The following is a 21411-nucleotide window of genomic DNA, read 5'->3' on the forward strand; positions in this document are numbered from 1 at the left end:
ATTTCCGTCACTCATCTATCATGGCCTGATAGGCCTCGGCACTCATCAGTTGTTCCAGTTCGGTTGTATCGTCGGCCTTGATACAAAACAACCAGGTGGCGAAGGCGTCGTCGTTGACCTGTTCGGGCGCATCCACCAACGTTTCGTTGATCTCCACCACGGTGCCGCTGACCGGGCTATATAAATCGGAGGCGGTTTTCACCGATTCGACCACCGCCAATTGCTCGCGGGCGGTCACGCTCCGACCCACTTCGGGGAAGCCGATGAAAACGATATCGCCCAATTCCGATTGGGCAAAATCGGTGATACCCACCCGCACCAGTTGGCCGTCTTCCAGAGCCGCCCATTCGTGAGTGCTTGCGTATTTCAGATTTTCTGGATTTTTTTTCATTGGAAATTCCTGTTTTTAGCCGTAACGTTAACCTGGAAAGCATAACCGGCTATTTTTTTTACACAACAAATAATTTAGAAATCCCGCCCCGGCAAATCCTATAATCACGGGCCAAATCAACCTTGAATTCGAAAAATGCATCCTCTGATTCCGTTGGCCGGCCTGATTTTTTTGCTTTACGGCAGCCTCCCCCAAGCCACCGTGGACGATGACGACATAAGCCCGCCGGCGCCCGCTCAAGCCCTGCGGCAAAGCGCCGGCATCGTCACCCAAACCCTGCAAGCCAACGCCCGGCAGCCGGAATTCAGCGCCCACGGCAGCGTGATCGATCTGCAACCCCTGCTGGCCCTGCGCCAGCAATTTCTGGCCGCCCAGGCCTTGCGCGACAGTGCCCAGGCCCGTTACCAGGAAGCCGATGCCAATTTGTCCCGCACCCGGCATCTGCACCAACAGGACATCGTCTCCACCCGCCGCCTGCAGGAACAGCAGGCGCAATGGCGCAACGATAAGGCCAACCTGTCCACTAGCGCTTATCAGCAGCAAACCATCCTTGCCGGCGGCCGCCTGCAATGGGGTGAAGTGTTGACCGACTGGTTTACCCGGGCCGACAACCCGCAAGCGGAGCAATTTTTGCATCACCGCGCGCAATTGCTGCAAATCAGTCTGCCGGCCAATAGCCGCCTGCCCGCCTCCACCCGTGTCATTGCGGTGGATGAGCATGGTCGGCGCGAACGGGCCGTCGGCGCCACGCTGGTTTCGCCCGCCCCGCAAGTCGACCCCATCACCCAGGGCGAGCGCTATTTCTTCCGGACCGACGCCCGCCGCCTGCCCTTCGGCGCCCGGATCAGTGCCTGGATCGCCGACGACTCGCCCGGCACCGACGGTGTGATAATTCCCGAGCGGGCGGTGGTTTGGCATTTGGGACAGGCGTTTGTCTACATCAAGGCAGGGGACGGTGAATTCACGCGCCGGCCCTTGGCCGAAAGCCCGCTGGTCGACGGCGGCTATTTTGCGGCGGAAGGTTTTAAGGCCGGCGAAGAAATAGTCACCACCGGCGCCCAGACTTTGCTCTCGCAAGAACTGAAAAACCTGATCCCCAGCGAGGACGACGACTAAGATTTCCGTCCCGAATAATTTCCCCTAACCCCAGCCCGCCCGCAAGAGACTGTCGTAAAAACTCCCTCTCCTTGCGGGAGAGGGTTGGGGAGAGGGGAAATAACAAGGCAATGCGTTGATTTTTTATACCCTCACCCTGCCCTCTCCCGGGGGGAGAGGGTTCTTTATGGCTTTTACGACGGCGCCCGAAGGGCGAGGGAATGCCTTGTAAAGTGAGTTCGCGCGCGTTCCTAAGCCGCCGACGTCCGCGCGGCGGGAGCAAGCATTTCTCCGTGTCTGACCTGCAACACTTCCACGCTGTCCCAGACATTTTCCACGAACTCGCTATCCATTTTCGGCATGCCGTGCCGCAACCAGTCGACTATCACCTTGGCTACATTGGGATAGGTGACCCGCACAGCATGCGGATTATGCAGCCAGTCTTCGATAACCTGGGCATCCAGATCGAACATGGTGTGGCCGTAACCCAATTGTTCCAACGCGGCCGCGTTGGAGATCTGCTCCATTTGCGCATGCAGCGGTTTGGCCAGAATTTTTTTGCCCATCTGCAGGGATTCGCTAGCCAACTCGAAGCCGGCGTTGCTGATGATGCCGGCGCAGTCGTACAAATCCCTTTGGAAGCCGTCCCGCGACAGCGGCTTGAAGGCGATATGCGGGTATTTCGACTCGATCGGCTCCGGCGCGTAAACGTGAAATTCGAAATTCTCGAACGGACACAATAGGCGCATGACCGTCTGCTGGTCTTCAAACGGCAGATAAACCACGATTTTATTGACCAGCACCTTCTCCGGAAACGCCGGGGTTTCGATGATGGGCGGCAGGATGGGCTGGCCGAAATGGTGCCAATGCAGCCCCACGCCCACATCGGCGGGGGCAAACAGTTTCATGACCTGTTCGGCCAGCGGATCGGAGCCCTTGCGCGGAATGGCGTGGCCGAAGGCATATTGATGGCCTATGCCTATCACCGGTTTTTTTTGCCTTCTGGCCGCCCAGGCCGTGACCGGCTCGAAATCGCTGATGACATAGTCGTAAGAGCTTAAATCCAGCGCCTTGATATCCTTTACAAAACGGATCGGGCTGGCTTGCAGGGCGGTTTTCAGGTAGGAGACCTGACCGTTGCGGGTATTGAAGGTCAGACCCTCGCGGGTTTGGTATCCGTTGAACACCTGCATATCGAAATATTTTTCCGCCGGCCGGCCGGTAAATTGGAAGCAGACCTCGAATCCGGCGGCATACAGTTCGCCGGCCATTACGCGGGCGCGGGTAATGTGGCCATTACCGGTGCCCTGCACACCATAAAAAATTTTCATCTATAAAATGTTGTTGAGACTAAACATGGCGGCGCCGACACCCAGCACCACCCCCATCAATGTATCGGTCGGAAAATGCACGCCCAGCACCAGCCTCGAAAAGCCCACCAGCACGGCCCAGGCGTACAAAAGCACGCTTAAGCCGGGGCAGAAATAACTCACCAGGGTGGCCACCAAAAAGGCGGCGGAGGTGTGTCCGGACGGAAAACTGAACTGATCGGAAGGCGTGATCACACTGCGAAAATTTTGTATCGCCTGCTGCGGACGATTGCGCTTGAAGGCGTTTTTCAATACGAAATACACCGGCCGTTCCAGCGCGAAACCCAACAAGAGGGTCTGCAATAGAGGATTGGCGGAACCCTCGGCCCAATACAAGCCGCCGGCCAGGGCAACATACAAAATGCCGTCGCCGCTCCACGACAACAAGCGGCAAAGCCGGACCAGACTGGCATGGATGGCGCTGTTGTTCAGGCGGCTGAACATCAACACATCGTATTGGTGAATCGAATAGATCAGTTTCATCACACTCTCCGCTTGGTGCCGCAACCCTTTGCGGCATTGGAAAACCCATTCTTCCGTTGATTTTCGGCGCTCTTTGAATACGGCTCCAGCTTAAGGCGGCTTTGTTACAGTCGCGTGAAGAGTTGTTTAAGATTATGTGACAAGCTGAATCCGGCGGAATGTTTGTTACAATTTGCGGCCCGCGCCGGATATAAGTCCCATTCAAACTGTCGACCCACTTCGCCAAACAGGCCCACTATGCAACGCTTTTGTACCCTCTCCTTCGTACTCGGCCTGATATTGATGATATTCGGACTGACCTACGCGCTGCCCATCGCCGCCTCGATTTATTTTGAAGACGGCATGACCGAACACTTTCTGCGCGGCATGTCGCTGAACATCGGGGTGGGGGGCTTGTTGGCCAGCCTGACCATGCAATTTCGCGGCGAATTAAAAACCCGCGACGGTTATTTGCTGGTGGCTTTTTTCTGGTTGCTGATGGCTTCGGCGGCCAGCCTGCCTCTTATATGGGGCATACCCGGATTGACCTTCACCGACGCCTTTTTCGAGAGCATGTCCGGTTTTACCACCACCGGCGCCACGGTACTGACCGGATTGGATACTCTGGCGCCGTCCTTGAATCTCTGGCGGCACGAATTGAACTGGATAGGCGGCCTGGGCATCATCGTACTGGCGGTGGCGATTCTGCCCTTATTGGGCGTTGGCGGCATGCAGTTGTATAAAGCCGAAATTCCCGGACCGGTCAAGGACAGCAAACTGACGCCGCGGATCACCGAAACCGCCCGTCTGTTGTGGATGGTATATGTGGCCTACACCCTGTTATGTATCGTTTCGCTCAAGCTCGCCGGCATGAGCTGGTTCGACGCCATCTGCCATGCCTTCTCCACCTTGTCGCTGGGCGGTTTTTCCACCCACGACGCCAGCATAGGCTACTTCGATTCGCCGGCCATCGAGTTGGTCATTACCGTCTTCATGTTGGTGGGCGCAACCAACTTTGCCACCCATTACACCGCCTTGCACAATAAGCGCATCGGCTCTTACGCCCGAGATCCGGAATTCATGCCCATGCTGGGCTTGCTATCCTTCAGCATTCTGTTGTGCGCGTTTTACATTTGGCATGCCGCCCTATATCCGGACTTTTTAACCGGGCTGCGCTATATCAGTTTCAACCTGATATCGATCGCCACCGACGCCGGTTTTGCCAATACAGATTTCGACCAATGGCCGCCGTTCATACCCTGGTGGATGCTTTATCTCAGTTGCATCACGATTTGTACCGGCTCAACCGGCGGCGGCATCAAAATGTTCCGTGCCCTGCTGCTATGGAAACAGGCTGGCCGCGAAATGTTCAGCATTCTGCACCCCCGCGCCGTCAACCCGATCCGCATCGGCAACACGCCGATTGCCAACAAGGTGATTTTTGCGGTGTTGGCCTTTATTTTTCTGTACTTTATTTCCGTGGTCAGCATGACCTTTGCGCTCATATTCACCGGTCTGGACCCGATATCCGCGCTCAGCGGCATCATTGCCTGTATAAACAACGCCGGCCCCGGCCTGAACCAACTGGGCCCCGCCACCAACTACGCCAATCTGAACGATTTTCAAACCTGGATATGCGCCATCACCATGCTGCTGGGACGGCTGGAAGTATTTACCCTGGTTGTGCTTTTTACGCCTACTTTCTGGAGAAAATAGTACAATTCGCTGCTTTTGACGCCCATAGCCCCGGAAACGGGGTCGACAGCCTCTCTTCCACCCATTTATATTCAGGATTTGTGCATGAAACCCCTACGGCAACTTGATTTTCTCGGCAAAAGCAAACTGGCATTTATGTTCTCCGGTCTTTTGCTTGTAATCTCGGTGATATCGTTTTTCGTAAACGGTTTGTCGTTCGGCATCGATTTCACCGGCGGCAGCGTCTACGAAATCCACTTCGAGCAATCCGTGGATTTGGACAAAATGCGTTCAACCCTGGCGGAACGCGGCTTTGCCGACGCCAACGCACAGCATTTCGGCAGCTCGCAGGAAGTCTTGCTGCGGCTGAAACCCATGGAAAACATCAAACAGGATCAACTCAGCCAACAAGTCCTGGAAGCCGCCAACGCCAGCCAGTCCGCGCCCGGCGAAATGCGCCGGGTCGAATTTGTCGGTCCGCAAGTAGGCAACGACCTAATCGACGATGGCGGCCTGGCGTTGCTATTCGCCTTCATCGGCGTCATGGTTTATGTCAGCATCCGCTACGAGTGGAAATTCTCGGTCGGCGCGGTTTTGGCCTTGATCCACGACTCCGTCATCACGCTGGGTTTTTTCTCGGTGTTTGGTTGGGAATTCGACATGACGGTATTGTCGGCAATCCTGGCCATCATCGGTTATTCCATCAACGACACCATCGTGGTTTACGACCGCATCCGCGAAACCTTTCGCAGCACGCGCCTGACCACCTCAATCGAGGAAATCACCAATAACGCCCTCAACGAAACCCTGGGCCGTACCATTCTGACCTCGTTCACGGTGTTTTTAACCGTCTTGGCGCTGGTATTTCTGGGCGGCAAAACCATACACGGCTTCGCGATCGCCATGCTGATAGGCGTGGTTGTCGGCACTTACTCATCGATTTACGTAGCCAGCGCGATTGCGCTGGCCTTGGGGCTAAATAAGGAAGACCTTTTGGTCACGCAAAAAGAAAGCGTTCTTGACGATTTACCCTAACCGGCCATTTTCAAAACTCTCACAAGCGACTACTAACGGAACAACTTGATGACCCAAATGCTTAATACCAGCCAATTTACGCAACTGACTCTCGGCATCCCCGGCTTTGAATACCGGGATCTGTACGACGCCAAACGCTTGGCCGACTTATTGGATGTTTTCGACCAATCCGTGCAACAACACGACGCGAATTTATTTGCGGAAATCAGTGCTTACCGCGCCTGCGCCGGCGAAGGCATGAAACCGGAAGACATTTCCGAGCTGCTGGTCAGAATGGCGCCCTTGGTCGGTACTTTTGTCGCCCGCTTGTTCAACGTCACCGATGTCCGCGAGCAGCAAATCGGCCAGATACGCGGCGAATTCGACGCGGTGTTCGTATACCGTACGGAAATCGTCGGTAAACTGGCCAGCCGTTTTAAGGGACAAACCACGGAAGGCTGGGACATAGCGCAACTGCAGGCCGAGCTGGATGCCTTGCTGGCCGCAACCGGCAAACAATTATTGTTCGCCGAGGATCCGGAATTGGCCGTCAGCCAATTGGGTGCGGAACTGTGGCGCATGTCGCAGCAAACCGATTTGAGCGACGCCGATGTCGCCATCTTGAAAAGCCAGATCAGCGAGCAACCGGTATTGGTGCTGGGCTGCGATTCGGCAACCGGATTGATCGCCTGCTTATTGGATATCGTTTACCGCTGGAGCTTTGCCGCCAGACAAATGCCGGAACTGCAAGCCGTGGTCGCCAAATGGCTGAGCTTTAAAGTGCCGGAAAAAACCAATCTGGACAATTTGGTCGAGCACGTATCGGTTGAACAAACGGGTTACGACGCATGGGCCTGCGACGAACACCATCACCGCCGCCGCGACGGTTTTGCGCTGACCGACAAACGTTTCAACCAGCGGCAAGCCTTATACGAAGTTGACCATTGCATCTATTGCCACGACCGCGATAACGACTCCTGCTCCAAGGGCATCAAGAACAAGAAAGACGCGACCTTTAAAACCAACCATCTCGGCGCCTTGATGACCGGTTGCCCGCTGGAAGAAAAAATTTCCGAGATGCACGTGGTCAAACGCCAGGGCGACAATATCGGCGCATTGGCGATGATTATCATCGACAACCCGATGTGCCCGGGTACCGGCCACCGGATCTGCAACGATTGCATGCGCGGCTGTATTTACCAAAAAACCGAATCGGTCAATATCCCGCAAATCGAAACCAATGTCCTGACCGACGTGTTATTCATGCCATGGGGTTTCGAAATCTACAGCCTGCTGACCCGCTGGAACCCGCTTAACGTCAAACGCTCCACCGCCCTGCCCTACAACGGCAAAAACGTGCTGGTGGCGGGCATGGGCCCGGCCGGCTACACGCTGGCGCACTATCTGTTGAACGAAGGCTTCGGCGTGGTCGGCATCGATGCGCTGAAAATCGAGCCGCTACCGCTGCATTTGACCGGCGATCGCAATAATCCGCCCTTGCCCATCATAGACTTCAAGGACTTGTACGAAGATTTGGACAAGCGGGTCATGCTGGGTTTCGGCGGCGTGGCGGAATACGGCATCACCGTGCGTTGGGATAAAAACTTCTTGAAAGTGATTTACCTGACCCTGTTGCGCCGCGCGGCTTTCAAATGTTACGGCGGCATACGCTTCGGCGGCACCGTCACTATCGACGAAGCCTGGGAGTTGGGCTTCGACCATATCGCCATCGCCAGCGGCGCCGGCAAACCGACCATCATCGACCTGAAAAACAACCTGATCCGCGGTATCCGCAAAGCATCGGACTTCCTGATGGGTTTGCAGCTGACCGGCGCGGCCAAGGAATCATCCCTTGCCAATCTGCAGGTACGTTTGCCGGCCGGCGTGATCGGCGGCGGTTTGACCGCTATCGATACCGCGACCGAATTGTTGGCGTATTATCCCGGCCAGGTCAGCAAAATCGTCAACCGTTACGATAAACTGGTCGCCCAGTACGGCGAACAAGCGGTACGGGGCCGTTACGATGCCGAAGAACTGGAAATTCTGGAAGAATTTTTGGCGCACGGCCGCATCATCGAGCAGGAACGCGAGCGCGCCGCTGCCGCCGGCGAAACGCCGAACTTTCTGCCGTTCCTGAAACAATGGGGCGGCGTCACGCTGTTCTACCGCAAAGGCATCAAGGATTCGCCGGCTTACCGGCAAAACCACGAGGAGATACACGAAGCCCTGTCGGAAGGCATCTATCTTGCCGAGGGCATGAGTCCGCTGGAAGCACTTGAAGACCAATACGGCCACCTGCGGGCTGTGCGTTTCGAAAAACTCGCGGAACAAGAAGGCAAATGGCGCAAAACCGATGAAGTGGAAGTAGCGCTACGCGGCTTGTTTATCGCCGCCGGCACCGCACCCAACACGATTTACCAGTCGGAGCATCCGCGTACTTTCGCGATGGAAGGCAAGTTCTACAAACGGCACGAGCCGGACTGGCTGCAAGGCCAAGCGGAATTGATGCCGATGGCCGACGATGCGCAAGTCAAGGTCGGCAAACCGGCACCGTTTACATCCTATAGCAGTAACGGCCGCTACATTACCTTCTATGGCGACAACCATCCGGTGTATGCCGGTAACGTGGTAAAAGCCATGGCTAGCGCCAAGGACGGTTACCCCTACATCGTCAAGTTGTTCGCCGACGAGTTGGCCGCGCTGGATCCGTCGCAACAAGCTGTTCGCGACCAGCAACTGCTGGATTTACAGCAGTGCCTGGATGCCACCTTCCTGGCCCACGTGGTGGAAGTCAACCGCCTGACGCCGACGATTATCGAGGTGGTAATCAAAGCGCCGGCGGCGGCGAAAAATTTCGAACCGGGCCAGTTCTACCGGGTACAAAACTACGAATCGCTGGCCCCGGTCGTGGAAGGCACCACACTGGCGGCGGAAGGCTTGGCTCTAACCGGCGCCTGGGTCGACAAGGAAAAAGGCTTGGTATCGCTGATTGCCCTGGAAATGGGCAGCTCCAGCCGCCTGTGCGCCACCTGGAAAGCCGGCGATCCGTTGGTATTGATGGGCATCACCGGCGCGCCGACCGAAATTCCGCAAAACCAGACCGTGCTGCTATTGGGTGGCGGCTTGGGCAACGCGGTGTTGTTCTCCATCGGCAAGGCCATGCGCGCCGCCGGCAACAAGGTGTTGTATTTCGCCGGCTACCGTAACCGCGAAGATTTGTTCAAGGTGCCGGAGATCGAAGAAGCTTCCGACGTCATCGTCTGGGCGGTGGACGATCGCCCCGGCAACGAGGCGATTCCGGTCACCCGTCCGCAAGATAAAACCTTTGTCGGCAATATCGTCGAAGCCATGGTTGCCTATGCCACCGGCCAGCTCGGCGACACCGCGCTGAGCTTGCGGGATGTCGATCATTTGATCGTGATAGGCTCCGACCGCATGATGGCGGCGGTAAAGGCGGCGCGCTTCGCGGCCTTGAAACCTTATCTGAAGGAAGGCCACGAAGCCATAGGCTCGATCAACTCGCCCATGCAGTGCATGATGAAGGGTGTCTGCGCCCAATGCCTGTGCAAGCATGTCGATCCGGAAAGCGGCGAGGAAAGTTTTATGTATTCCTGCTACAACCAGGATCAAGCGCTGGATTATGTTGACTTTCCGAACCTGCAGGCACGGTTGCGGCAAAATACCGTACAGGAGAAACTTTCTTCCCTGTGGTTGACGTATTTGTTGGAAAAAGCCCAGGTCTGAGCTTGCTTTTTGGCGCCGGGGACGGCGCCGTCAAAACCAAAGCAAACCCCAATGTTCCGGGTTTAACAGTTGCCTGAAGCGGTTGCACTAGCTTACGCGACCGCTTCAGCGCTTTGATGCTGCAACATAGATTTTGGAGAATCGCCATGAATCTCGAAGTGTTTCTGTCTCTTTTCAGCCTGATGCTGATTTCCCTGGCAGTGTTCCTACTGTCGAAAAAACTCAAACTGCCCTACACGGTATTGCTGGTAATCGTCGGCTCCTTGCTGGTACCGCTATCGCATATCGAGTTTTTTTCGTTCATTTCCAGTTTCCAACTGACACCGGAATTGTTGTTTTTCGTGTTTCTGCCGATTCTGATTTTCGAATCCGCCTACAACATGAATATCCGCCATGTGACCGAAAACATTTATTCGATAGGCCTATTGGCCGTGGTGGGTTTGCTAATCTCGGTATTGTTTATCGGCATTGGCGGTTCCTACATTTTCGAAATTGCCGGCTTCCCGGTTCCCATCCTGGCATTATTGCTGTTCGGCGCCATCATCTCCTCGACCGACCCGGTGGCCGTACTGGCGCTGTTCAAGGAATACGGAGCGCCGCACCGTTTGACCCTGATTTTTGAAGGCGAAAGCTTGTTCAACGACTCGACCAGCTTCGCGGCCTTTTTGGTGGCGCTGGATTTGATGACCAAGGGCTATCATGGCAGCGAATCGGCCGTCGGCGCCTTGATTTCGTTTCTGACCATGTTGGGCGGCGGCATCATTTTCGGCTTGATCATGGGCTTCCTGTTCGCCAAACTGATCGAAAAAGTACACGGCAACGAGCATCTGGAAATCACCCTGACCCTGCTGGTGGCGCATTTCACTTTTATTCTGACCGAGGTGATCTCGGAACATCTGGTGATCGGCGGCCACGAGATTCGACTGTCTTCCATTATCGCCACCTTGATCGCATCCATGGTGATCGGCAATTTCGGCCGTTACAAAATGTCGCCGGATGTCGAGGAATACATGGAAAAATTCTGGGGCTATTTTGCCTTCGTCACCAACTCCCTGGTTTTCATATTAATGGGACTGTTGTTCGCCAACTTGGCCATCGACCTGAATGTAGCCATTTGGCCGATATTATTGGCCATCGCCACCGTGGTGGTGGGACGCGCGTTGTCCGTTTATCCCATTCTATGGCTGTTGAATATGACCGGCAAGGAGCGCCCCATCCCGCGCAACTGGATGCATTTGTTGGCTTGGGGCAGTTTGCGCGGCTCGCTGGCGATCGTGATGGTGTTGTTGATTCCCGACGACCTCGCCATCGAGGGCTGGACTTTAAGTTTCAGCGTCAAGCAGTTCATCGCCGCCGTCACCATAGGCAGCATTTATTTCACCCTGCTGATCAAGGCCACCACCATAGGCAAGGTCATGCATGTATTGGGCATAGACGCCTTGACCGAAATGGAGCAAGTCGGCTATTACAAAAGCAAGGCGCAAATTTACGACAAGTCGCTGCAAAAGTTGGATCAGCTGCTGGCAAACCAGCAACTAACCGAAGAGCAACACGATTCGCTGAAAAAGCGTTATCAAAGTCTTTATCAATTGGCCTGCCTGGATTGCAAGGCCGCCATCGGCGACTCCGGTAGCCTGACCGAAAACATGCTGCGTACCTATGCCTTGGGCGTGGAAAAAGAGGAACTGAAGGATATTTTTCTGCGCGGCGAAATCGAGGAAAAAATCTACAAGAAAATTTCCAATATGCTGAGCATCCAAACCGAACGCATCAAGCGCGGTCAGCAGCAGGTCACGTCGGTTGACGAACATTTTCCCATCGACAGCCTGGAACGCTTTGTACTATTGATCAGCCGGATAGCATTCTGGCGCGACCATGGCGTGAATGCCGAAGAGTTATACCGCTACTACCGAGCCTTGAATAAAATCAGCGGCAAGGTCGTGAAGGAATTGAATGCGGTGGAAAACTCCAGTCTCAGCGAAGTGTTCGACGACAAAACCGCCCTCCAGAAATTGCTCGCTTTGTATAAAAACATTCAAGCGAACACCGGAGACAAAATGTTGAGCGTGATTCAACATAACCAGGAACTGCTGACCCGCCTGAACGAAGCAACCGCGTCGCAATCGTTGACCGTCGTGCAAGCCGAAACATTGGATAAGTTGCATAAAAACGAGGTTATCACCAACAAGCTTTACATCATGTTGCGGCATGAACTGGAGCAAAAAAATTATTAGCCGGCAGCGGTGGGCCGCGTTGGCACGCGCCGCGCGGCCCGGAAAACCTTTATCCAACAAAGGTTTAATTAAGGGCGCTAACTAATCCATCCCCGTCCGGGCCGCCGAATGGCCGAATTCACAAAACCTTAACAGACAGAATCCATCTTTTTGCTTGGCGTAAAGTGATAGCTATGTATAATGTTCCCCGATTTAGCTAGGTAATCGTTGTCGCTTTACACGTCTTCCACTACCCGCTTTATTCACCACCCGTAACACAAACGCCGGTTTCGGCACTTTTTAGAAAGAGAGATTTATGTCAGCACAAGTAGAAGGCAAAGTAAAATGGTTCAACGATGAAAAAGGCTTCGGTTTCATCGAACAAGACGGCGGCAAGGATGTATTCGTGCATTTCAGCGCCATTGTCGGCAGCGGCCGCAAAACCCTGAAAGAAGGCCAAAAAGTCACCATGGAAGTGACCAACGGTCAAAAAGGCCCGCAAGCTGAAAACGTAAACCCTTTATAAGCCAAGGCTTATAAATGCAAAACCCGCCAATGCCCAGCAGCGGCGGGTTTTTTTATTTGCGCGGCCTGAAGGCGGACTGTTACACCAGCCGGCCCCAGACATCGTATTCGTCGGCTTCCTCGATTTCGACATCGACGAAATCGCCGACTTCAAGATGAACGGCACCATCGATAAAGACCTGACCGTCGATTTCCGGCGCATCGCTTTTGCCGCGCGCCACGGCGCCTTCCTCGACCACTTCGTCAACCAATACGGTTTCGATTCGCCCCACCCGCCGCCGCAGGCGCTCGGCGCTGATCGTGGCCTGATGCTCCATAAAGCGGGCCAGACGCTCCTGTTTGACATCCTCCGGCACCGAATCCGGCAACTCGTTGGCGGCGGCCCCTTTTACCGGCGAATAAGCAAAACAACCAACCCGGTCCATTTGCGCCTCGCTTAAAAATTGCAGCAATTCCTGAAATTCCTGCTCGGTTTCGCCGGGGAAGCCGACGATGAAGGTACTGCGTATCGTCAAGTCCGGGCAAATATTGCGCCAAGCCTTGATGCGCTCCAGATTGTTTTCCGCCGCCGCCGGCCGTTTCATCAGCTTTAAGATACGGCTATTGGCGTGCTGAAACGGAATATCCAGGTATGGCAATATCCTGCCCTCCGCCATCAACGGCACCACTTCGTCCACATGCGGGTAGGGATAGACGTAATGCATCCGCACCCAGATTCCCAATTCGCCCAACGCGGCCGCCAAATCGTAAAAGCGGGTTTGCAGGTCTTGGCCGCGCCAGCGCCGATGCTGATATTTCAAATCCAAGCCGTAGGCGCTGGTATCTTGCGAAACGATCAATAGCTCCTTGACGCCGGCATCGGCCAGGCGCTCGGCCTCCTGCATCACATCGTCGATGGGCCGGCTGGCTAAGTCGCCGCGCATGGACGGAATGATGCAAAAGGTGCAACGGTGGTTGCAACCTTCGGAGATTTTAAGATAGGCATAATGTTGCGGGGTCAGTTTGATGCCCTGCGGCGGCAGCAAATCCATAAACGGATTATGCGCCGGCGGCAAATGCTCATGCACCGCGCTCACCACCTCATCGGTGGCGTGCGCGCCGGTGATCTTCAATACTTGCGGATGGCGGGCCAGAATTTCGTCCTGGCGCGCACCCAGACAACCGGTAACAATGACCCGGCCGTTTTCCGCCAGCGCCTCGCCTATGCTGTCCAACGACTCTTCCACGGCGGCATCGATGAAACCACAGGTGTTGACGATCACCAGATCGGAATCCTTGTAATTCGGCGAAACCTGATAGCCCTCGACGCGCAGACGGGTCAAAATCTGCTCGCTGTCGACCAGGGCCTTCGGGCAGCCCAAACTGATAAAACCAACGCGGGGATTACTCATGTATTTTTCTCAAAAGGTAAAAATCGAATTACAAACAGGTGGGCGGCTTGGGCAGGCCCGCCAGCTTACAGGCGTATTTCAAAGGCCCGTCGGGGAACAGTTTTTGCAGATAACGGCTACTGGCCTTATCTTCGCCCAACGTTTTGCGAATGGCGGCGGCGAACATGCGCGCGTTGGGCAAATGCTGATATTGCCGGTAATACTCGCGGATAAAAAACAGGATCTCCCAATGCGCGGCGCTGAGTTGAATACCGTTTTGGCCGGCCAGTTCTTCGGCTACCCGTTCGTTCCATAGCGCGGCATTACGCAGAAAACCATCGTCGGTGATTTCCAGCTCCAGCCCGTCTACCGTCAGCACCACGTATGAATCACCGGATTTTTCACCGTCAATTCAACCAGCCCCGCGTAATCGACCGGCAAAACCCCCGTCAACAATTGCCCGTACTCTATACCGCTCATGGACAGCATATCGCTTAAGGCATAGACCCGGCAGCCCTTCGCCAGCAATCCGCTCAACTTGGCGTTGTCCCTGTGTCCCGCATAGGCGGCCCAAACCGCGCCGGCTTGCAATACCACATCGTCACCGCCGGCGATACGCTCCGGCAATGCCGAAGACAGCGTGGATTCGGCAATCAGATGCAACATCAATCCACGTGGGTCAGTTTCAAGCCGGCAATGCCGATCACTATCATCATGATGGAGGTCAAACGTATCCAGTCGGAGGATTCCTTAAACAAAAAGATGCCGATTATCGCCACCCCGACGGCGCCCATACCGGTCCAGACGGCGTATGCGGTGCCCAACGGCAGGGTTTTCAAGGACCACATCAACAAGCCGAAACTGCCGGCGCCGGATACGCAGGTCACCACGCTGGGCCATAATTTGCTAAAACCTTCATTGTACTTTAGGCTTAGGGCGAAAATGATCTCCGAACAACCCGCTGCGAACAACAACAACCATCCCATTAACTTAGCCTTTTATATGCATAAAAATCCCGGCTATTTTACAATAGACGCTTTGTTTAAACTGCAACATTTAAACTTTTAGATGGCAACGCAATCCGACTACATCGTTAAAAACGCCAAAATGGTGCTTAACCACTTCCATGAACTGGTTAGCAAAAAATGCCTGATTTCAGCGCATTTCGGCGACAGGAACACATCCTTTCTGACCACGATAGTCGAACTGGATCCCAAAAAAAAGCTGCTGCAATTGGATTGCGGTCCTTCCGAAACGGTCGACAACCAACTGCTGGCCGCCGATAAAGTGCTGTTTCGCACTGAATACAACGGCATCAAGGTGTCGTTTAGCGCCAAAAACATCCAGAAAATCCAGGCCGGCGGCGAATCGGTGTTGTCCATGCCCATCCCAGACAGCATATTCTGGATGCAACGGCGCCAATATTACCGGGTTAAAATTCCATTCTCCCATGGCGGTAGCTACTGTCAGCTGAATTTCAAATCAGAAGCCGACGACAGCCAAGAAACCGTCAGGTTTCAGTTATACGATCTCAGCATGACCGGTGTTGCCTTTTTAAATCCCGATCCCAAATGGGCCGAACGGCTGCAACCCGATTGCCAGTTCGTCGATTGCAGCCTGCATCTAAACAACGGCAATCATGCGGTGGTGGCCTTTGTGATCAAAAACAATGTCAAGGTCCGCGGCGGCACGCTGACCCCGCAAGACAAGATAGGTTGCCTGTTTCAAGGCATGCCGACCAACTTTGAAACCAGTATCCAGCGTTACATGCAGGAAATCGAGCTACAGCAAAAGAATGCGGGCTAAGCCCGCGCGAAACGGCCAAACCTCGACAAAGCGCCGGCTTCCCGCCGCATGAGCCGTCATCGCGTTTATAATCAAATCCGTTTCCGCTTAATCCCATTGCAATGTCGTCTTCAGTCTTAACCCCCGCCGCACTTCCCACCACTGCCGCCCAGCCGATTTATTGGAGCGGACTCCAGGGCTGCGGCGACTCCCTGGCATTGGCCGAGGCTATCGGCCGGGAAAATCGCCTGCTGGTCATCGTCACTCAGGACACCCAGACCGCCCTGCGCCTGGAGCACGAGTTAGGCTTCTTCCTGCACAACAGCCTGCCCATTTTGCATTTCCCGGATTGGGAAACCCTGCCCTACGATGTATTCTCGCCACTGCCGGAAATCATCTCCGAACGTCTGCGAACCCTGGCCCTGCTGCCGGACACCCGCCGCGGAGCGTTGATTGTATCGGTCGCCACGCTGATGCATCGTCTGGCGCCGCGCGAACACGTGCTGGCGCGCAGCTTTGCCATGGAAGTCGGCGGCAGCCTGAACCTGGAACTCACCCGCGCCAAGTTGGAAGCGGTCGGTTATCAATGCGTGTCGCAAGTTTATCAACACGGCGAATTCGCCGTGCGCGGCTCGATCCTGGATTTATATCCCATGGGCAGCAAACAGCCCTACCGCATCGAATTATTCGACGACGATGTGGATTCGATCCGCAGTTTCGACCCGGACACGCAAATGTCGCGGGAGAAAATGCACAAGATCGAGCTGTTTCCGGCCCGCGAGTTTCCGTTTACCGACGAGGCGATCAGGCATTTTCGGCAGGCTTTCCGCGAGCAGTTTCCGGAGTCGTCGCCGAAGAACACCTTGTACGTGGATATTTCCAAACAAATCGCTCCGGCCGGTATCGAGTATTATCTGCCGCTGTTCGTCGACCGCACCGAATCCTTGTTCGCCTATCTGCCCGATACGGCCTTGTTTGTATTACCGGCCGACTTTGCCGAGCATGCCCAGCGCTTTTACCACGAAGCCGAAGAGCGTTATCAGCAACGCAAATACGATATCGAACGCCCGCTGTTGCCGCCGGCCGAACTGTTTCTGAGCGCCGAGGAAATCCAACGGCACAGCGCCGGTTTCAGCCGCATCGTGCTTGACAACACTGCGGAACAGGCCCATGCCTTCAATTTTCAAGCCCTGCCCGAGCTGGCTATCGACAGCCGCCTGAAGGAGCCGGCCCAACACCTGCGCCAATTCATCGAGGGCTTTGCCGGCAAAATCCTGTTCGTGGCCGAGACCGCCGGCCATCGGGAAGGACTGATAGACAAACTGAAAAGCGTCAAGCTGAGCGTCAAACCGCTGCAAAGCTGGGCGGAATTTTTGCAGAGCGACGAGTCAAGCTGCATTGCGGTTGCCCCCATGGATCAAGGCCTGTACCTGGGCGACCGATCGATAGCCATCATCACGGAAAGCCAGCTCAGTGGCGCCAAGGCCCAACAACGCCGGCGACGCCGGCAATCGGCCGCCCGCGAGCTGGAAAACATCTTCAACAACCTCAACGAACTGAGCATAGGTTCGCCGGTGGTGCATCAGGAACACGGCGTCGGCCGCTATCTGGGTCTGCAGACCTTGACAGTGGGCGATATCGAAGCCGAATTTCTGATGCTGGAATACGCCAACAATGACAAGCTGTATGTGCCGGTGTCCTCGCTGCATTTGATAGGCCGATACAGCGGCATCTCGGCCGACAACGCTCCGCTGCATAAACTCGGCGGCGAACAGTGGAGCAAGGCCAAGAAAAAGGCCATGGAGCGGGCACGGGACGTGGCGGCCGAGTTACTGGACATTCACGCCAAGCGCGCCGCCCGCCAGGGCTTTGCCTTCGACATCGACAACAGCGACTACAACGCCTTCGCCGCCGCCTTCCCTTTCGAGGAAACCCCGGACCAAATCAGCGCCATCGACGCCATTCTGCACGACATGGCCGCCAGCCAACCCATGGACCGGGTGGTCTGCGGCGATGTCGGTTTCGGTAAAACCGAAGTAGCCATGCGCGCCGCTTTCGTTGCCGTGCAAAGCGGCAAACAGGTGGCGGTACTGGTGCCGACCACCCTGCTGGCCCAGCAGCATTATCAAAACTTCCGCGACCGTTTCGCCGACTGGCCGGTGCGTATCGAAGTGATGTCCCGCTTCGTCACCGCCAAACAACAAAAAACCGTGACCGACGAACTGGCCGAGGGCAAAGTCGATATCATCATCGGCACCCATAAACTGCTGTCCAAGGACATGAAATACCAGGCGCTGGGTTTGGTCATCATCGACGAGGAACACCGTTTCGGCGTCACGCAGAAGGAACATTTTAAAAAACTGCGCTATGAGCTGGACATGCTGACGCTGACCGCCACGCCGATTCCGCGCACCCTCAACATGGCCATGGCCGGCCTGCGCGATATTTCCATCATCGCCACCCCGCCGCCGAATCGGCACGCCATCAAAACCTTCGTCACCGAATGGATAGACTCGCAGGTGCAGGAAGCCTGCCAGCGGGAAATCAAACGCGGCGGCCAGGTGTTCTTTCTGCACAACGACGTCAAAACCATGGACAAAATGGCCCGCGAATTGGAAACGCTGGTGCCGGAAGCGCGCATTCAGGTCGCCCACGGCCAAATGGCCGAACGCGAGCTGGAGCAAATCATGCTGGATTTTTACCACCAGCGTTTCAATCTGTTGATCGCCAGCACCATTATCGAAAGCGGCATCGACATCCCCAGCGCCAATACCATCGTCATCAACCGCGCCGACAAACTGGGTTTGGCGCAATTGCATCAGTTGCGCGGACGAGTCGGCCGTTCTCACCACCGTGCCTACGCCTATTGCATCGTGCCGCCCAAGTCCTTGATGACCAAGGACGCCATCAAACGCCTGGAAGCCTTCGAAACCTCGGGCGAACTGGGCGCCGGCTTCATGCTGTCCTCGCACGACATGGAGATACGCGGGGCCGGCGAGTTGCTGGGTGACGAACAAAGCGGCCAAATTCAGGAAATCGGCTTCAGCCTGTATACCGAATTGCTGGAGCGGGCCGTCAACGCGCTGAAATCCGGCAAACAACCCGAACTCGACGCCCCCCTGGATCTGGGCCCGGAAGTCGACCTGCAAACCGCCGCCCTGATTCCGGAAGATTATCTGCCGGATATTCACGCCAGGCTGGTGCTGTATAAACGCATCGCCAGCGCCGACAACCAGGAAGATTTGCGCAAATTGAAGGTGGAAATGATAGACCGCTTCGGTTTGCTGCCGGATCAGGTCAAGGCCTTGTTTGCCATCACCGAACTGAAACAGCAATCCGCGCCCTTGGGCATCAAGAAAATCGAAGCCCACGCGACCGGCGGCCGCATCGTATTCGGCGCCACGCCGCGCATCGACACCGCCGAACTGATCAACATGATACAAAGCCAATCGCGGGTGTATAAATTCGACGGCGCGGATAAATTGCGCTTTACCCACACCTTCAAGGACATGGAAGACAAGGTGGCGTTTTTGGAGAAGTTACTAGCCAGGCTGGGGACGAAAGCTAGCTCCGATTAGCGCTAGGGTAATCGGAGGGACTATTAAACGACCTCATGCGTACGATTACGCTTCGCAAATCGTACCTACGTGGGCTAGCCAGATACGAATGTAGGCCGGAATAAGCAATAGCGTTTCCGACGGGACTCCATCGTCGCATTGACTTGCCCCGACCGACAAGGCCCAAAACCGCCTCCCAACCATCCAAGGGCTTTGGCGGGGAGGTTATCCTTATCTGCTTTCAAAACTGCTCATCCGCCGCACTATACAAGGGCAGCCAGGTCGAGTCGCTCAGTTGTTCGTCCATGGCCTTGCCGGGAGCGCATTGGTCGGAAAAGTATTGCGCGCTCATCCAGCCGTCGCCACTCCGACCCATATAGCTGTTGAAATAAAAATCCAGCGCCTGTTTGCGCGCCAAGGCCTCCGGTACGCCCAACAACATGGCCGCGCGAGTGTCGCGCTGAATGGCTTGGCATTCGGTGCGGGCTTCGTTGGTTTCGCCGCGCACGTGCATGCTTTCGTGGGTGAACATGTGCAGCGCGAAAAAGTCTTCCGGGCTGGCGCTGGCCGGCTTGTTGACGTAATCCATCAGCGTGGCGCACCAGCCGTGTTGAAACACGATTTGGCCGGTTTCTATATTGGCATGACCAGCGGCGAACTGTTCGCTGTCGAACAGAGTATCGGCCACGCTGTTACAGTGCACCCGCGCCGGCCGGCCGTCGGCCAGCTGGGTAGCCTTGGCCGACAGCAAACGCTCGAAGCGCCAATATTTCAGGGGCTGCCAGGCGAAGCCCGCCGACAGGGCCATGCAGGCGATCAGATAGGGTTTGAAGACGGGCCGGGGTTGCGCATAGCCGCGTCGCGGTACCCTGGCAGCCCGGACTTCCCGAAACGCCAGCCAGGCAAAAACCGCGGCGGCAATGATCCATAACATCTTTGCAATTAGCCGACGGTTACGTGCTTGGGCACCAATAAAAAGTAACGGCCGCGCGATTTCATGACACCAGCCAATTCCCCGGCCTGTTCGCCCGCTCCCCAGTAAACGTCGCCCCTTATCACGCCCTTGATGGCGCCGCCGGTGTCCTGCGCCATGACCAAACGCCGCAGCCGCTGTTGGCCCGCCGGATGTTCGGCATCCAGCCACAACGGCACGCCGAGCGGCAGATAGTTCTTATCCACCGCAAGGCTGTAGCCGGCCGTCAACGGCACATTCATCGAACCGATCGGGCCTTCGGCCGTGCGGGCATCGCCGAATTTGAAAAACACATAGGATTGATTTTGCAGCATCAATTCCCGCCCTTCTTTCGGATGATGCATGATCCAGTCGCGGATACTCTGCATCGAAATGGCTTCGCGGGCGATTTCGCCGCGATCCACCAGGGATTTGCCGATGGCGTAATAGGCGCGGCCGTTTTTGCCGGCGTAGCTCAAGGAGCGAACCGAGCCGTCTTCCATCAACACCTGGCCCGAACCCTGAATTTCCATAAAAAAGGCGTCGATGTCGCTATCGACCCACAATAATTCCAGCCCCTTGCCGGCCAGGGCGCCGGCATTGATTTCCGCCCGCTCGTAATATGGCACAAAGTGTCCGTTGACCCAGCGACCGCTTTGACCGTTGCTTTTAACCAGATCCCTGGGCATGCCGTAAATCGGCACCCAATAACGCGGGCCGGGCCGCGTGGACCCGCGCAGTTGCGGCACGAAATAACCGGTGAACAGACCGTCGAAATTGCCGCTGTTGGCGACGGCGTATGGCTTGAACCAACGTTCAAAAAACTGTTTTTCCTGTCCCCGCTCTACTTGAATGCCGCACAACTTTTTCCAATCGCCTATCCGCCCCAATCCGAAAACCCCGCTCAACGGCCTGTCGTCGGGTTGGGCCCGCCAAGCGGCGCAGGAGCGTTGAAACGATTGAAATGCCGCGCCGTGGTTATCCTGATGCCAGCCCGGCAGTTCGTTGAACTCGGTCGGAAAAATTTGCACCGACGGATCGTTTTTCATCGCCAGCGGCGGACCCAGCCGGGGTTGACGTTCCAAGGCCGAAGGTTGCCGAGGTATCGGCGCGGGCGCATGGCTGCGCTCCGGCGTAGCGCCGCAGGCCGCCAAAACGGCCGCCATTGCGATGAGGGATAAGCGGGACGAAGTTTTCAATAGACGTTCAAGCATAAGACGAAACATAAGTGCAGCCAA

Annotated in this window: 17 protein-coding genes; 8 read left to right on the forward strand and 9 right to left on the reverse strand. The window is 55.7% G+C overall.

The features are described 5' to 3' along the window. Positions 1–7: 7 nt before the first annotated feature. Positions 8–391, reverse strand: a complete 384-nt coding sequence (gene gcvH, locus NP590_RS02205; protein WP_256600534.1) for a glycine cleavage system protein GcvH — start codon at positions 389–391, stop codon at positions 8–10. Positions 392–526: 135 nt separating this feature from the next. Here gcvH and NP590_RS02210 point away from each other — a divergent pair, with 135 nt between their 5' ends. After that, positions 527–1507: an efflux RND transporter periplasmic adaptor subunit gene (locus NP590_RS02210; RefSeq protein WP_256600535.1), complete on the forward strand. Its 981-nt coding sequence runs from the start codon at positions 527–529 to the stop codon at positions 1505–1507. A 230-nt stretch (positions 1508–1737) separates the two neighbouring features. Here NP590_RS02210 and NP590_RS02215 read toward each other — a convergent pair whose 3' ends face one another. Both NP590_RS02215 and NP590_RS02220 read right to left on the reverse strand, forming a co-directional pair. Continuing rightward, positions 1738–2817 carry an MJ1255/VC2487 family glycosyltransferase gene (locus NP590_RS02215; protein ID WP_256600537.1) on the reverse strand — a complete coding sequence of 360 codons (1080 nt, stop codon included), beginning with the start codon at positions 2815–2817 and terminating at the stop codon, positions 1738–1740. Continuing rightward, positions 2818–3339 (reverse strand): phosphatase PAP2 family protein, encoded by a 522-nt coding sequence (locus tag NP590_RS02220; RefSeq protein WP_256600538.1) that lies wholly within the window; start codon positions 3337–3339, stop codon positions 2818–2820. Between the two features lie 237 nt (positions 3340–3576). Between NP590_RS02220 and NP590_RS02225 the strand changes: the two genes are divergently transcribed. The 5 genes from NP590_RS02225 (at position 3577) to NP590_RS02245 (ending at position 12510) form a co-directional block, all read left to right on the forward strand. Next, positions 3577–5034 (forward strand): TrkH family potassium uptake protein, encoded by a 1458-nt coding sequence (locus NP590_RS02225; protein ID WP_256600539.1) that lies wholly within the window; start codon positions 3577–3579, stop codon positions 5032–5034. Between the two features lie 84 nt (positions 5035–5118). Further along, positions 5119–6048 (forward strand): protein translocase subunit SecF, encoded by a 930-nt coding sequence (secF, locus tag NP590_RS02230; protein ID WP_256600540.1) that lies wholly within the window; start codon positions 5119–5121, stop codon positions 6046–6048. Between the two features lie 48 nt (positions 6049–6096). Continuing rightward, on the forward strand, positions 6097–9771 hold the full coding sequence (locus NP590_RS02235; RefSeq protein WP_256600541.1) for a pyridine nucleotide-disulfide oxidoreductase: 3675 nt from the start codon (positions 6097–6099) through the stop codon (positions 9769–9771). 146 nt (positions 9772–9917) lie between these two features. After that, the gene (locus tag NP590_RS02240; protein WP_256600542.1) at positions 9918–12005 is read left to right on the forward strand and encodes a cation:proton antiporter; all 2088 of its coding nucleotides are present in this window, start codon (positions 9918–9920) and stop codon (positions 12003–12005) included. 295 nt (positions 12006–12300) lie between these two features. Continuing rightward, positions 12301–12510, forward strand: a complete 210-nt coding sequence (locus tag NP590_RS02245; RefSeq protein ID WP_013818493.1) for a cold-shock protein — start codon at positions 12301–12303, stop codon at positions 12508–12510. A 79-nt stretch (positions 12511–12589) separates the two neighbouring features. Here NP590_RS02245 and rimO read toward each other — a convergent pair whose 3' ends face one another. Genes rimO through NP590_RS02265 form a run of 4 tightly spaced genes read right to left on the reverse strand, consistent with a single transcriptional unit; the run spans position 12590 to position 14865 of the window. Further along, entirely contained in the window at positions 12590–13900 is a 1311-nt protein-coding gene (rimO, locus tag NP590_RS02250) for a 30S ribosomal protein S12 methylthiotransferase RimO (RefSeq protein WP_256600545.1), read from the reverse strand. A 28-nt stretch (positions 13901–13928) separates the two neighbouring features. Further along, positions 13929–14261: a TusE/DsrC/DsvC family sulfur relay protein gene (locus tag NP590_RS02255; protein WP_256600547.1), complete on the reverse strand. Its 333-nt coding sequence runs from the start codon at positions 14259–14261 to the stop codon at positions 13929–13931. Next, the gene (locus NP590_RS02260) at positions 14252–14545 is read right to left on the reverse strand and encodes a DsrH/TusB family sulfur metabolism protein (protein WP_256600548.1); all 294 of its coding nucleotides are present in this window, start codon (positions 14543–14545) and stop codon (positions 14252–14254) included. The genes NP590_RS02255 and NP590_RS02260 overlap by 10 nt, the downstream gene beginning before the upstream one ends. Further along, positions 14545–14865 (reverse strand): DMT family transporter, encoded by a 321-nt coding sequence (locus tag NP590_RS02265; RefSeq protein WP_256600550.1) that lies wholly within the window; start codon positions 14863–14865, stop codon positions 14545–14547. The genes NP590_RS02260 and NP590_RS02265 overlap by 1 nt, the downstream gene beginning before the upstream one ends. An 82-nt stretch (positions 14866–14947) precedes the next feature. Between NP590_RS02265 and NP590_RS02270 the strand changes: the two genes are divergently transcribed. Both NP590_RS02270 and mfd read left to right on the forward strand, forming a co-directional pair. Beyond that, positions 14948–15685 carry a flagellar brake protein gene (locus NP590_RS02270; protein ID WP_256600551.1) on the forward strand — a complete coding sequence of 246 codons (738 nt, stop codon included), beginning with the start codon at positions 14948–14950 and terminating at the stop codon, positions 15683–15685. A 101-nt stretch (positions 15686–15786) separates the two neighbouring features. Further along, positions 15787–19242 carry a transcription-repair coupling factor gene (gene mfd, locus NP590_RS02275; RefSeq protein ID WP_256600552.1) on the forward strand — a complete coding sequence of 1152 codons (3456 nt, stop codon included), beginning with the start codon at positions 15787–15789 and terminating at the stop codon, positions 19240–19242. Between the two features lie 220 nt (positions 19243–19462). Here mfd and NP590_RS02280 read toward each other — a convergent pair whose 3' ends face one another. Then, positions 19463–20155, reverse strand: coding sequence for a hypothetical protein (locus NP590_RS02280; protein WP_256600553.1), 693 nt, complete (start codon positions 20153–20155; stop codon positions 19463–19465). Between the two features lie 8 nt (positions 20156–20163). Next, positions 20164–21339: a murein transglycosylase A gene (gene mltA, locus NP590_RS02285; RefSeq protein WP_256600555.1), complete on the reverse strand. Its 1176-nt coding sequence runs from the start codon at positions 21337–21339 to the stop codon at positions 20164–20166. Positions 21340–21411: the final 72 nt, after the last annotated feature.

This window comes from Methylomonas subterranea (assembly GCF_024505185.1).
In the GTDB taxonomy this organism is placed as follows: Bacteria; Pseudomonadota; Gammaproteobacteria; order Methylococcales; family Methylomonadaceae; genus Methylomonas; species Methylomonas subterranea.